We start from the raw sequence: 13,847 nt of genomic DNA, 5'->3' as shown, positions 1-13,847 counted from the left end.
ATAGGCTTTAGCGTGAAAATGGCGATACACAGATGCGGCGCTCGCCTCTTCTAACAGCAAAGCTATTATCGGATGGGCGGTAAGTGCGATATTGTTGCGCACACCACTTAATATGGCGTTGGTTCAAAACTGGGCGTTGCGGCATCGGTCTATTGATACTTGGATGGTTGGGACGCGGTTGATCCAAGTGGTTAGAAAGCGGTGGGCGCGGACCACGATCGCTATTATGAGGGCCGTCATAAATTGGTGGCGCAGGGCGAATATGCCTAAATGCCGCCTCTGGATACCACCAACCATCACTATGGCGCTGATAACCTGGGCGATGATGGCGATAGCCCTTATAGCCATTATAAAGTCCTTGATTGATCGGCCCATTTCTTTGTTCAATGCGCTGCGTCATATGGTCATTTGGCGCTGCAAAAACATTTGTGCTTGATACAAGGCTTGCAAAAACTGCAAGCGCAAGAACCTTGCCAAGAGCCTTTTTTGAAATTTGTTTATAATGGTTGGTCATTTTAAATCCCATTCTGCCATTGTTTAAAAATGTGTTCTTAAAATTTGATAGTTGCACCCAATCATGGCAAATTTTAGCTACTCTCAACACCCGTAAACACAAAGGCTTTCAACTTTTATTGAAAGCGTAAATAAATGGTTTTTAAATCATTATAGCAAAAATCGCTTATCGAATATCGAGCGATCACCAAGCAATTATTATTCATCAAGCAGCTTAAAACTATTGCTTAGAGCCGCCACTCATTATAAGCAATCCAGTAAAGATCTCAACAAAGGGGAATACGTTGCAAAAATCCTATTATTCTATTTGGCTGCGTCCAATATCAGTTGATTTTACATCCTTGAGCGATTCTATCGCACATTTTTCGCAGCTTTTTAATAGCGAGAATTTTGAGCCACATATGACCCTTGCAGGCGATATCAGTGTGGATATTGAAAAGGGAGAAGCAAGCCTCATTGCGCTAATGGAAGCAATTGCCAAGGATATATCGATTTTTTCTGCACCAATTATTGATGTGCGCCAAGAAGATGTTTTCTTCCGTTCTTTCTATCTTGCATTTGATCTGGTAGAAAATTTGGCAGCTCTAAAACAGCGAGCTGCTGATTATTTAAAAACCGATGATTTTGATAGCTTTATGCCGCATCTATCCTTAGCTTATGGTGTAGAAGATAGCCTGTTAAAACGTCAAGAAATTGAAAAAATACAAAAAATATTTGCCGGTAAGTCAATGGCTTTTGATCAGTTGGTATTATCAACAGCATCTAGCCATAATGCAATTAAAAATTGGCGGGTCAAACATGTTTTACCATTAAAGCCAATAACCGCCTAATCTTTGCTTAGGCTAATCTGTTTTAAGACTTGCAATTTATAAATTTCATTTTTTGATAAAAGGCAAGTAAATAACAATAGAGCGTGCTGATTTTAAAGATTTTCACAAAAAACTGCTCTTCCAGTGGCTAAAATCCATAAGAAATGCCTCTACCCTCTTGACTTGATGTGCGATAAATGTCGAAAGATTTTAAATGAGTAAAAATATTTCGATCCACAAAGCTATCCATCGACTGCGCAGCAATATTGGCGAGCGCTCTTTGGTGCTTGTTGGTTTGATGGGCGCAGGCAAGACAACAATCGGCAAAAGGCTTGCCCAATTGCTTAATCTTGATTTTTATGATGCTGACCACGAAATAGAGCACGCTTCACAAATGAGCATTAGTGAAATTTTTGCTCAATATGGCGAACAAGAATTTAGAGATCTTGAAAAACGTGTTATCTTGCGTTTGTTAAATAAAGGGCCAATTGTTCTTGCAACAGGTGGTGGTGCTTATATTAATGAACAAACTCGCGAGGCTATTCATGATCAAGCACTGGCGATTTGGCTTGATGCTGATCTTGATACTTTGATGGATCGCGTTTCACGCCGTAGTCATCGGCCACTTTTGCAAAATGATAATCCCCGCGCCGTCATGGAGCGGTTAATTGCGGAACGTTATCCAATTTATGCCAAAGCCCATCTTTCAGTGATGAGCACACGCGGCAAACGTGATGCAGTAACACGGCAGGTCATTAAAAATGTTGATGCTTTTCTTGCCAAAGAAAATGAGAGCAATAGCGCAATCGAAGCGCAATAAAGCAAATTTTTCATCGCATTGTTAAACTTTTTTTCATTTTTCTTTAATCTTATTACAAAAGCAGTTAGCTACAACTGTGCTTAAACCGCTAAGCAAAGATGAAGTGGTGCAATTTTATTAAATTCATCTATTCATTAAATGGATTTTATAGTGAAACTCTATTTTTACTACTTTAATATTGATAACGCTGAAATAGAATTTTGGACATTAGAAAAGATTGGTTTAATCGGTTGGGATAGCGAATTTTCCGTATCCTTTGCATCGCTTGATGAATGTGTAAATTATACCCCCTCCTGTCTCATTGATTTGGATGTATTTAATAAATTGTTTTATCCTTCAAGCTTTACTGAATTGGAGGCAAAGGGATATGCAGATATCTTGACCGGCTATTACCTGCTAAGCGATGAATGGAAATGTGGTGAACCTTACGGAAAATACTTGGGCGAGCGTATTTATTTTTAACCGTGAAAAAATAGCTAGGTAAGCAATGGTTTAAAAATAACCAAACTAATTTTTCAATAAATATGGTGCTATTATTAAATTAAAACTTGTAAATTTGCATAAATATACTGCAAAATAGCTGTAACAAATAGTAGATAAAAACAAAGAATTAAGCCTAAAAATTTAGCAACGCTTTATAAGAAAGATGCCGATAAATGACCCAAGAGTTTTTGGAAGTATCAAATATATCGCGCCGCTTTGGTAAAGTGAATGCACTAGAGAAAGTTTCTTTTACGGCCAATAGAGGCGAGGTTATTTGTCTTGCCGGCCAATCAGGATGTGGTAAATCCAGCCTACTACGCGCTATTGCTGGAATTGAGCGCCCAGATAACGGTCATATTATCATTAATGGTCAAGAAATGTCGGGGCCAAACTGCTTTATTGAGCCGGAAATGCGTGGCATTGGTTTTATGTTTCAGGACTATGCTTTATTTCCTCATCAAACCGTCACAGATAATATCTTGTTTGGGCTAAAGCGCGTGGATAAAAGCATTGCACGGCAGCGTTGTAAAAAGCTTATTGAACGACTTGGCCTTAGCAAACTTGTTGACCGTTTTCCCCATATGTTGTCTGGCGGCGAGCAGCAGCGTGTTGCTTTGGCGCGCGCCCTTGCACCAGAGCCTGACATTTTATTGATGGATGAACCATTTTCTAATCTCGATCGCGGTTTGCGCGATGACATACGCCTTGAAACTATTGCTTTACTGCGTGAACTTGGCACAACCATCATTATGGTAACCCATGATCCAGAAGAGGCACTTTCAAGCGGAGATCGCGTCATATTGATGCGAAATGGCAAAATTATTCAAGCTGGTAGTGGTGAAGATCTTTATCAGCACCCAAACTCTGTCTATGCAGCAGAGTTTTTTTGCAGCTTTAATAAAGTGCAAGCTATTTTTAGTAATGGCTTTTTGAACACCCCCTTGGGGCATTACAAAGCCGATGGCTTTAACCATGGTGACAAGGCAACCGCCTATATCCGCCCCCAAGCCATTTTTTTATCTCCAGATGGCAAAGGGATAGAAGCCAATATTATAAGCTCAACACTTATGGGGGAAATTGAACAGGTTATACTAAAGGTCGAAAATATTGATGTACCGCTGCGCATGCGTTCAACCCATCATAAAAAGCTAAAGGCTGGCAACAAAGTTCATATCCGCATTAATAGCGACGATGTCTTTGTATTTTAGAATAATAAAATTGCAAGTTATTGCAGTCTTTATTGTGATGATGTTAATTTTCACCTGTGTAAATCAAGCTTGATACAAATAAAGGGTTGCATCAAGCTCATAAACTTGACTAATTTATTCATGTATATCACCTAAACTTGAAACTTTTTTCTATCACTCATCAACCCTTAATGGTTTTTGTATTTATTGTCAGGAAAACGATTACAATGGAAAAAACAAGCTTTAAGAAGTTTATTTTTGGCGCGGCTTTAGCCGTTGTTTTAGGCGCTCCCATGGTGCAAGCCGCAGAGCTTAATATTTACACAACCCGTGAACCGGGGCTAATCCAACCTTTGCTTGATGCCTATACGGCAACAAGTGGCACCAAAATAAATACCATTTTTCTTAAAGATGGTTTAAGCGAGCGCGTCACCGCCGAGGGAGAGCGTTCACCGGCAGATGTTTTGATGACGGTTGATGCTGGCGTTTTGGTTGATCTTGTTGAAAAAGGTTTGACCCAAAGCATAAAATCAGATGTCCTTGATAAAACCATTCCTGATACCTTGCGGGATAAAAACGGTCATTGGTATGCGCTTTCCATGCGTGCACGGGCATTATATGTCAATAAAGACCTTGATATAACTTCATTTACTTATGAACAATTGGCTGATCCTAAGTGGAAAGAAAAAGTTTGTATTCGTTCAGCTCAGCATCCTTATAATATCGCATTAACCGGTTCTTATATCGCCCATCATGGGGAAGAAGCGGCCGAAAAGTGGTTGACAGGCGTTAAAGCTAATCTAGCCCGTAAAGCTGGCGGCGGTGATCGTGATGTTGCCCGTGATATCAAGGGCGGCCTTTGTGAAATTGGCATTGCCAATTCCTATTATATTGGTTTGATGCGCAGTGGCCGCGGTGGTCCAGAGCAACAAGAATGGGTAAGTGCAGTTAAAATGGTGCTACCAACCTTTGAAAATGGCGGTACGCAAGTGAATATTTCTGGCGCTGCCGTTGCCCGCCATGCGCCAAACAAGGACGAAGCTGTAAAATTCCTTGAATATTTGGTGTCAGATGAAGCGCAGACTATCTATGCCAAGGCAAATTTTGAATATCCAGTTAATGCCAATGCCAAGGTTGATCCGCTTATCGCCGAATATGGTGTTTTAAAGCCCGATACGATTAGCCTTTTGGAAGGCGTTAGCTTCCGCAAAAAGGCCAGTGAACTTGCTGAAAAAGTAGGCTTTGATAATTAAGCCTCATCAATTTAAGCAAAATGCTTATCATCCTGTAAGGTGGCAGATTTACTGCCGCCTTGCCTTTTTTTGAAATATCCAATTTTCATCAATGAATAAACTTAACATATTTAACACATTGAATTACATTAATTAATATAAAAATATATTTGGTGAAAGATCAGCTTATTATGGCAGATAAGAAAAAAAAGAAGAAGAAAAATACGAAGTTAGAAGAAGTTTATAAAGGTTGCGAGTTCATTTCCAATAGTAATTTGTATGATATTTGCTTTAAAACGCTATTCTTGTGTTTTGAGGATAGTGATATTTGCTACATCATTATCCAATCGACCATGACAGATAAATTAGCTGTTAAAGTCGAAGATTTATTTAGCGCCAAATGCCAAAGAATTTATCATGGCGATGATATTGAATATGATTACCACGAATATATGACAGTAAAAAACTTCAAGAAATTTTTTTTAAAGGAAAGCAATCTATTCCGGCTTCTTATCGAAAATTTTGAAATGGAAATTAAGATATACAAAAATCCGGCTGATATAGAAAAATATCATCGTGATAGATCTAAATCTGAGCATGTTAGCTTAACTCTTAATTATTTTAATGTTCTTGCATTTGAGTTACAACATGGTGTTTTAAAAAATTCTTCTTGTGAGCATTATTTCGTTGAGAATTATCGTAATAACAGTCTGTTTCGGTATAATTGGAAATGGCATGCGAAATTTTATCTCTCCAGTTCTGAAAAAAAGCCAAGTCTTATATCAATCTATCGGATCAGAATTGGTAAATCGAATGATTATCAGATTAAAAAAATCATCAAAAAAGTAGATGATATTTTATCTAAAGACATCTCCGATATTATTGTTACCGATAATAATGGCAATCAAAGTAGAGTGCATGTCTATGGCAAAAGATAAAACAAAACAGGGGTCTAGTAAGCCAATCAGCAAAGGCAATGAGATAAGAATTGATGGCGCTAATTTTTGCTTTGCGGGGGATTTATATCAAGCTTTTTTAAAAATTTTATTCTTATGTTTTAAAAATAGTGATATTTGCCAATTAAAAATTGATGATGACAGTAATTTGTCTATCACATCAGATATTAAGCAATTATTCAGCCTTCATTGCCAAAAACATATCACTGCCGGTGATAATACCCATCAAGACTATATGACCTTGCGTCAGTTTAGAGAATTTTTTTTATTAAACAGCAATTTGTTTAAGGTGCTGCTTGATTGTACCGCAATTGAAGTAATGATTTTTAAAAAGCCAACCTCGATTACGGAACTTTTTGACAAAAAAACGGCTCAGCCATTAAATCTATGGGTTAAACAAATCGGCGATAAGTTGCCAATAAAAGCAGGTGAAATGGCAACTATCAATGACATTGAGAAAATAGCGCATAACCCGTTTGCAGTTTTATTACCGCGGCTCTATCAAAAAATTAACTGGCATTTTTATCCAAATAGTGGCGGCGGTTTGGGCAATGTCATGGCTCTTCATTTAAACAAGCAAACTGATGGCGATGATTTTGACATGACGGCTATTTCCGCAAAGATAGCAAAAATAATGTCGCATGATTGTCTAGTTTATGATGATCTTGAGCAAGAATGATCAATGGCGTTGATATCAAAAACGCATTGATCCGTCATTGATAATAACTGATGTGAACAATGTTTAAAGGAATATATAGCAATGGTTCGTTCTGGATTATTTTGGCGGTTAAGTTCGCTCCTTATTGCTATTTTGGTATGTATTCCAGTTATTTCGCTTATCATCATTGCTTTTCAAGGCAGTGAAGGTCTCTGGGCGCATATGTTTGCCAATGTCTTACCGGTTGCATTTGGTAATACACTTATTCTTCTGATTGGTGTTGGCTGTCTTGTTACCTTAATTGGCACAACAACCGCGTGGTTTGTAACCGCTTATGATTTTTTTGGGCGGCGTTATTTGGAATGGGCCTTATTACTGCCGCTAGCAGTACCTACCTATATTATTGCCTATGCCTATTTGGATATTCTGCACCCCGTTGGGTCTGTCCAAGGTTTTATACGAGGGATTTTGGGTTATAGCAGCCCACGCGATTTTCGTTTGCCTGATATACGCTCAATGATTGGCTGCATTTTACTATTGGGCTTGGTGCTTTATCCCTATGTCTATTTGACCACAAGAGCAATGTTTTTAACCCAAGCAGCCAATCTTATCGAGGTTTCGCGCACATTGGGTACCAAACGAAGTGCGATATTTTGGCGGGTTGCTTTTCCCCTTGCTCGCCCTGCCATTGCCGTTGGTGTGTCCTTGGCATTGATGGAAACATTAAACGATATTGGCGCATCTGAATTTTTAGGCGTACAAACCATAACCATTTCGATTTACACCGCATGGATTGGCCGCTCTGACATGCCGGGCGCGGCCCAAATCTCATTGGCTATGTTGGTCATCGTCTTGGCGTTGGTCTTAGTGGAGCGATATGCCCGCCGCCATCAACGCTTTGCTACCGCCGCCCAGCGACCACGAATTATGACACCAACAACCATAAAAGGTTGGCGCTCGGCTCTTTTGTTTATTTATTGTTTTTTACCGATTATATTGGGCTTTATTACCCCTGCCATTTATCTTGGGCAAGAAGCCTTTAAACGAATAAAATTTGCAGGAATTTCCCCTCGCATTTGGGGCGAGATCGGCAATACGGTTTTTGTTGCTACTTGTGCAACTATTGTGGTACTTTTATGTGGCATATTCGTTGCCTATGCTTCACGTGCCTATCATGGACAGCTCACTGCCTTTTGCGCAAGATTATCCGCCATTGGCTATGCAATCCCTGGAACGGTATTAGCAATTGGGCTTTTAACGCCAATTGCCCTATTTGATCATTTCTGGGCGGATATGATGGATAGCCTATTGGGCGGCACAACATCTTTATTACTACTTGGCTCGGGCGCCGCACTTATTTTTGCTTATAGCGTTCGGTTTATGGCGATATCAACCGGCGGAGTCGAGGCTGGGTTTAGTCGTATTTCCCCCTCACTTGACCATGCGGCGCGCATGCTTGGCCAAAGTGCAACCGGTGTCTTTGTGCGCATTTATATGCCGCTCTCCAAAGCCGCTCTTGCTTCCGCTGGACTTTTGGTTTTTGTTGATTGTATGAAAGAATTGCCCGCAACCCTATTATTGCGCCCTTTAAATTTTGAAACCTTGGCCACCCACCTTTATGGTGAAGCCGCGCGCGGCACCTACGAAGAAGCGTCTATCGCCGCACTCCTTATTGTGGTTATTGGAATATTACCAGTCATCATCCTATCTCGCCTTGGCCGCGTTAAATCTTAGTGTCTTCAATTTTAAAAAACTGTTTCAAACGATGCTTTATATAAAACTGACAACCCTTAAACTAAAAATATTTACGCTAGACCAATTTGTACATTCCAAGTAACAAATGATCATAATCCATACTTATCCAAAGCGTCTTGCGGTTAAAATTTACTTATTTTACAATTTGATTTCAGATTATCAAAACTACTCCTCAGGAAAACCACCGAAAAGAAAGCCATATATTGAGTATACTCACAGACAACGAAAAACGATATTTCGAAAAATTATTAGATATGCAGGGCGGATATGTACTTGATTATACCGACAAAACATTTGAAGAATTTTTAAGCGCTATAATATAGACATCCATCATCAAAAATATCACACTTATAGTACCTCTAAAGCAAAGAAATTGCGGAGTTTTTGGGAACAGGAACTTGATGAAATCGTAGCTAGGATCTTTCTGAGCTGACAGATGCCTATCAAGCCAATTGCGACTTTAAAAATCAAGAGATTGATGAAAAAGTACTAAATCGATGTCGTCAGATAATTGAACGCATTTGCGATCTGCGATCATCTTCTAGCAATAGAACAGATATAAAAGATGATTTTTTGCTCAATGAATTTAATATCCCCAATATACAAAAGTTACCTATTAATCCGCAAGCAATTCCAATAATTGAAAGCCGCCTAACTGAGGCAAAGAATGCATTAGCAGCCGGCGCATATCTTTCAGTCATATTTCTTTGTGGTAGTGTATTGGAAGCGGTATTATTAGGAGCAGCGCAAAGAGAGCCTGTCAGCTTTAATCAAACTTCATCTAGTCCTAACAATGCCCAAGGCGATGTGAAACGTTTTAATGAATGGAGTTTGGCGCAACTCATTGATGTTTCTTCTCAATTAGGTCTATTAAAGCCCGATGTTAAAAAATTTAGCCACGGTCTCCGCGATTTTCGCAATTATATCCATCCTTATGAGCAAATGAAGTCAGGTTTTATTCCTGATGAACATACGGCTAAACTATGCTTTCAAGCATTAAAAGCAGCACTTGCCAGCGTTGCTCGAGAGCGCTGACATATCGCCCAACATAAATGAATAATTCATATATCAAGGTCAAGGCAATTTTATTTGCGATTATATAAAAGTCTAAGGATTTATTGATAAACAAAACCAATCGAAAAGCAAAGGTTTACCAAGTCTATTACAATTAAAAGCCTTAAGCATAACAAATTTACCAACCTAATAACGTCAATGTTCCATGTAGTTTAAAACCAATAATAATAATTAGTTATCTTAGGTTTCGATCTAATCCAAAATCGGCAATAATGGAGCAATGTGGTTATAAAAATGCAAAGGACGATTAGTTTTGTGCCTTGTCTATTCCGTTCGCCATGATATCCAAGATTATTTTCCCAAAAGCACCTCATTTGCAATCTAAGGTGTTTTGAAATACCAGATTCCAGAATAATTCAAATTATATTTCCATGATCTTTTTAGGATGAAGATCAAGGTTAGGCTAGTTTTAACCGACCATCAGTGATTACTCAACGTACCACATTGCTCAGGCAAACATCACGCGTTCAATTGCATGGCAACGACAACCAGTTATTTATTGAAGCTATCTTAGTTTCACAAAAAGCGCAGCTTTCTATTGATTTTTAAATATACAATTGGCGCCATCTTATTGAAAACTTCTTTTGCAAACTGAAAAAATTTAAAGTCTGTGCAATGGGATCTGGAAAACCAATCAAAATTTCTCATCCATAATAAATCTAGGGGCCGCAATCATAAACTTAAAATGGATCTCAACATACCCTAGCTTTCATGAATAAAATTTGCGGTTTATGACAATGAATTAGTGAGAAAGAGAGTTATCTTTTTCATCATCATAGTCGTCTGCAAAAAGTCTAAAATAGTCTTTTCGGGGGTCATAGTGAGTATCCGCCACAATACTATTGCCAACGTATTTTTCTATATCATCCATATTTATAACCAATGGTGGTTGGTTAAGAGGCGATGTTTTACCAAAATCTTGTGTTTCTGGAAAACAAATAAATTTTAAATCAGTCAAAATATTATCGCAATTAATAATGCCAGTTAAACTTGCTTTAATTGGAACTTGGGTTAAACCGCCAGCCCGTAACATCATATTGGAATATAAAAAATTTCTTAACTTTTGGGAATCGACAGTAATAAAGTAATCACTCTTTTTTATAATATCATCATTATTATTATAATAATAATCTACGTCAAATAGCTTTAATTTGTAATCAAAATCTAATAATTTACCAAATATCTCCAACTCACAATTAAATTGTTTGTTTTTAAACCATTTTTCTACAGTTATCATTTTATTATACGACAATTACTAATCGTGAATTTTTAAGGTTATTTACTCTCATTCCCCAAGTTCCGTTTATAGGGTCCAGTTTTATAACATACTATACCATTTTTAAATTTATAAGAACCTAGACGCGAATAAAATTGAATATTATCTGATATTAATAATAAAAAAGATAAGATATTCAGTTAATGCACAGACGCTGAATAGCAGACGAGTAAACGGCTTTCGGCTCGATCTAACAAAGTTGATCGCCACGCAAGCATGATTATCTAGATATCAGGAACACCATAATTCATGAAAGAAACACACAGCCGTATCACAATGAATACATGTTAAATATAAGTAAATCATCTAGATTAAATATTCGCACAAATTCAAATTTGTAGTATAATTTGTATCGATTTCAAAATTTTATAAGGTCTTCATTATGGAAGAAAGATATACAATTTTTATTGATGAAAGTGGCGAGGCCGGCATTCAAAAAATTCGCTCTGAATCTTCCAGCGGTGCATCCCCTTATATGACATTAGGCGCTTGCCTTATCGCTAATCGTGATCGAGAAGCCATTGAAAATACTTTAGTAGAGGTTCGAACCCAATTACGAAAAAAAACTCTTCACTGTTCAGATCTAAAACATTACCAAATAATTCACTTCGCTAGGCAAATTATTAAACAGAATATGCGCCTATTCGGGGTTATATCACGCAAAGAAACTTTGGGTGTTTATAAAAGTCGCATTGATGATAATAGTAAAATGTACTATAATAAATGTGTCCAATATGTGTTGGAGCGCGTAGGTTGGTTTATGGAGTCACGACAAATTCCGCCGGAAAATCTTGATATTGTTTTTGAAGATGCCAACGTGGACTACAATAAAATGCGTAATTTGCTACGATCATGCCAATCAAATCCGAGACATGAAAATACGCAAAAATTACAATATATTGACATTAAAAAAATAACAGTAAAGAAGAAGAGCGAGGAACCTCTATTAGAGTTAGCTGACCTTGTTGCTCATGCGCTATATAAATGCGTCGATAGACAAACTAAGCAACAGAATATACTTGAACCACGTTATTTATGTGAGCTCGCTCCGCGTTTTTTTGGCAATCCTAAAAATCAAATTGTAGTTGGTGCGGGGTTATATTGCGTGCACACTACGCGTGACCTTAAACTTGATGCAGATGTAGAAACAATTTTAAACGGTTTGTTGGCTTTGCCTTTTAAAACTACAAAGGAAGTTGAATGAAACAAGCAAAAATTTACACCATCGTGCAAAAACAAAATTAGATATAAAAATTTGTATTAAGGTTATTTCGCAATGTTTACGCCGTTATATCACCTAAAAATATCTCGTAAAAAACGACCACCAACACCGTATTAAGATCACCAAAAACTAGTTTAAATGTCTTTTAATTCTACGGTGATTAAGAATAGAATAAATTTAGGGTTAGGTTATCACGCCAAATAACCGAGACCACACGCAGGATTAATGTCTTGAGGCTGTTACACCTATTTTATAAAGCTTTTGACTTTAGGAAGAGCTTATCTCTACCATCAATGAATTTGGAACTTAGCTCTATCTACATCGTTCATTTAGCTACGTCATAACCATGCAGTACTCATTTTCGTGCATGTACCGCTTTTTCATAATCGTAAGAACGCCAAGAGCCCCCTTTGTCGGTTATTGTATAACTTGGTGTTAGTTGACTTGTTTTATTGCTGAGATATTACTTACACATCTTGGTTATGATTTTCTTTGGTTGCGAAGGAGTACGTGTCAGCATATTAGCAGCACCTCAGCGCCAATCAATGTTAACATATAGCCATTTTGACGTTATTATAAAATAACTCGCATTAACAATGTGTCTATTATTTTGCTGAGGGGGGATTTGGTTGCGGGGGCAGGATTTGAACCTACGACCTTCAGGTTATGAGCCTGACGAGCTACCGGGCTGCTCCACCCCGCGTCACCTATAGTCTTTGCTAGAAGTATTATTGATAATCGAGCAAAGTCATTATCTGATTGATGTATTTGGGTTGTTATATAAGCATGATCAGATAGATTAATAGGGTGTTTTGATGGTGAAGAGAAAATATTCATACATGCATTTTGCAGACCTGGCAGCGACCTACTCTCCCGTGTCTTAAGACAAAGTACCATTGGCGCTGGAGCGTTTCACGGCCGAGTTCGGAATGGGATCGGGTGCAGCCGCTCCGCCATAACCACCAGGTCGGCGAAAGGCATGAACGAATTGAAGCTGGATTATTTTCTGCTTTTTTATTAACTGGATATAGGTAATGGGAACGATCAAGCCGATTGAACGATTAGTATCAGTAAGCTTCATGTGTTACCACACTTCCACACCTGACCTATCAACGTGGTCGTCTTCCACGGTTCTCATGGGAATACTCGTTTTTAGGTGGGTTTCCCGCTTAGATGCCTTCAGCGGTTATCCCTTCCGTATATAGCTACCCTGCTATGCGGCTGGCGCCACAACAGGTCCACCAGAGATACGTCCATCCCGGTCCTCTCGTACTAGGGACAGATCCTATCAATATTCCTACACCCACGGCAGATAGGGACCGAACTGTCTCACGACGTTCTGAACCCAACTCACGTACCGCTTTAAATGGCGAACAGCCATACCCTTGGGACCTGCTCCAGCCCCAGGATGCGATGAGTCGACATCGAGGTGCCAAACAACCCCGTCGATATGGACTCTTGGGGGTCATCAGCCTGTTATCCCCGGCGTACCTTTTATCCGTTGAGCGATGGCCCTTCCACACGGGACCACCGGATCACTATGACCGTCTTTCGACTCTGCTCGACTTGTCAGTCTTACAGTCAGGCAGGCTTATGCCATTGCACTCAGCGAACGATTTCCGACCGTTCTGAGCCCACCATCGCGCGCCTCCGTTACTCTTTAGGAGGCGACCGCCCCAGTCAAACTACCCACCATACACGGTCCTGGTTCCGGATAACGGAACGCAGTTAGACATCCATGTAGATAAGGGTGGTATTTCAAGGAAGACTCCACAATGGCTGGCGCCACTGCTTCAAAGTCTACCACCTATCCTACACATGTCGACACGAATGCCAGTGTAAAGCTATAGTAAAGGTGCACG

The 13,847-nt window shown here is 39.0% G+C and carries 12 protein-coding genes, 1 tRNA gene and 2 rRNA genes (1 of these 15 only partly in view); 10 read left to right on the top strand and 5 right to left on the bottom strand.

All coding sequences use genetic code 11. The features are described from left to right. Nucleotides 1-7: 7 nt before the first annotated feature. Nucleotides 8-514, bottom strand: a complete 507-nt coding sequence (locus H3299_RS14255) for a BA14K family protein (protein WP_182418278.1) — start codon at nucleotides 512-514, stop codon at nucleotides 8-10. 283 nt (nucleotides 515-797) lie between these two features. Between H3299_RS14255 and H3299_RS14250 the strand changes: the two genes are divergently transcribed. From H3299_RS14250 to H3299_RS14210, 9 genes are all read left to right on the top strand, one after another. Further along, nucleotides 798-1,343 (top strand): hypothetical protein, encoded by a 546-nt coding sequence (locus H3299_RS14250; protein ID WP_182418277.1) that lies wholly within the window; start codon nucleotides 798-800, stop codon nucleotides 1,341-1,343. Nucleotides 1,344-1,536: 193 nt separating this feature from the next. Continuing rightward, nucleotides 1,537-2,142 carry a shikimate kinase gene (locus H3299_RS14245; RefSeq protein WP_182418276.1) on the top strand — a complete coding sequence of 202 codons (606 nt, stop codon included), beginning with the start codon at nucleotides 1,537-1,539 and terminating at the stop codon, nucleotides 2,140-2,142. A gap of 150 nt (nucleotides 2,143-2,292) precedes the next feature. Next, nucleotides 2,293-2,604: a hypothetical protein gene (locus H3299_RS14240; protein WP_182418275.1), complete on the top strand. Its 312-nt coding sequence runs from the start codon at nucleotides 2,293-2,295 to the stop codon at nucleotides 2,602-2,604. 194 nt (nucleotides 2,605-2,798) lie between these two features. Next, nucleotides 2,799-3,833 (top strand): ABC transporter ATP-binding protein, encoded by a 1,035-nt coding sequence (locus tag H3299_RS14235; protein WP_182418274.1) that lies wholly within the window; start codon nucleotides 2,799-2,801, stop codon nucleotides 3,831-3,833. 206 nt (nucleotides 3,834-4,039) lie between these two features. Beyond that, nucleotides 4,040-5,065 (top strand): extracellular solute-binding protein, encoded by a 1,026-nt coding sequence (locus tag H3299_RS14230; protein WP_182418273.1) that lies wholly within the window; start codon nucleotides 4,040-4,042, stop codon nucleotides 5,063-5,065. 170 nt (nucleotides 5,066-5,235) lie between these two features. After that, entirely contained in the window at nucleotides 5,236-5,982 is a 747-nt protein-coding gene (locus H3299_RS14225; protein ID WP_182418272.1) for a hypothetical protein, read from the top strand. Then, nucleotides 5,969-6,679: a hypothetical protein gene (locus H3299_RS14220; protein ID WP_182418271.1), complete on the top strand. Its 711-nt coding sequence runs from the start codon at nucleotides 5,969-5,971 to the stop codon at nucleotides 6,677-6,679. Before H3299_RS14225 ends, H3299_RS14220 begins: the two co-directional genes overlap by 14 nt. A gap of 81 nt (nucleotides 6,680-6,760) precedes the next feature. Further along, the gene (locus tag H3299_RS14215; RefSeq protein WP_182418270.1) at nucleotides 6,761-8,392 is read left to right on the top strand and encodes an iron ABC transporter permease; all 1,632 of its coding nucleotides are present in this window, start codon (nucleotides 6,761-6,763) and stop codon (nucleotides 8,390-8,392) included. A 594-nt stretch (nucleotides 8,393-8,986) separates the two neighbouring features. Further along, the gene (locus H3299_RS14210) at nucleotides 8,987-9,448 is read left to right on the top strand and encodes a hypothetical protein (protein WP_182418269.1); all 462 of its coding nucleotides are present in this window, start codon (nucleotides 8,987-8,989) and stop codon (nucleotides 9,446-9,448) included. 781 nt (nucleotides 9,449-10,229) lie between these two features. Here H3299_RS14210 and H3299_RS14205 read toward each other — a convergent pair. Continuing rightward, nucleotides 10,230-10,724, bottom strand: a complete 495-nt coding sequence (locus tag H3299_RS14205) for a hypothetical protein (protein WP_182418268.1) — start codon at nucleotides 10,722-10,724, stop codon at nucleotides 10,230-10,232. Between the two features lie 421 nt (nucleotides 10,725-11,145). Between H3299_RS14205 and H3299_RS14200 the strand changes: the two genes are divergently transcribed. Then, a complete protein-coding gene (locus H3299_RS14200; RefSeq protein WP_182418267.1) occupies nucleotides 11,146-11,967 on the top strand; it encodes a DUF3800 domain-containing protein in 822 nt (273 codons plus the stop codon). Nucleotides 11,968-12,611: 644 nt separating this feature from the next. On the opposite strand, the gene H3299_RS14195 is transcribed toward H3299_RS14200, so the two are convergent. The 3 genes from H3299_RS14195 to H3299_RS14185 form a co-directional block, all read right to left on the bottom strand. Continuing rightward, nucleotides 12,612-12,688: transfer RNA gene (locus H3299_RS14195), tRNA-Met, on the bottom strand. Nucleotides 12,689-12,837: 149 nt separating this feature from the next. Continuing rightward, a 5S ribosomal RNA gene (gene rrf / locus H3299_RS14190) occupies nucleotides 12,838-12,952 on the bottom strand. Between the two features lie 73 nt (nucleotides 12,953-13,025). Further along, nucleotides 13,026-13,847 (bottom strand): 23S ribosomal RNA (locus tag H3299_RS14185); it runs 1,989 nt beyond the window's last position.

This window comes from Bartonella sp. HY038, assembly GCF_014117425.1.
In the GTDB taxonomy this organism is placed as follows: Bacteria; Pseudomonadota; Alphaproteobacteria; order Rhizobiales; family Rhizobiaceae; genus HY038.
Note: the sequence above shows the minus strand (reverse complement) of the source record. Positions and strands in the feature narration are given on the sequence as shown.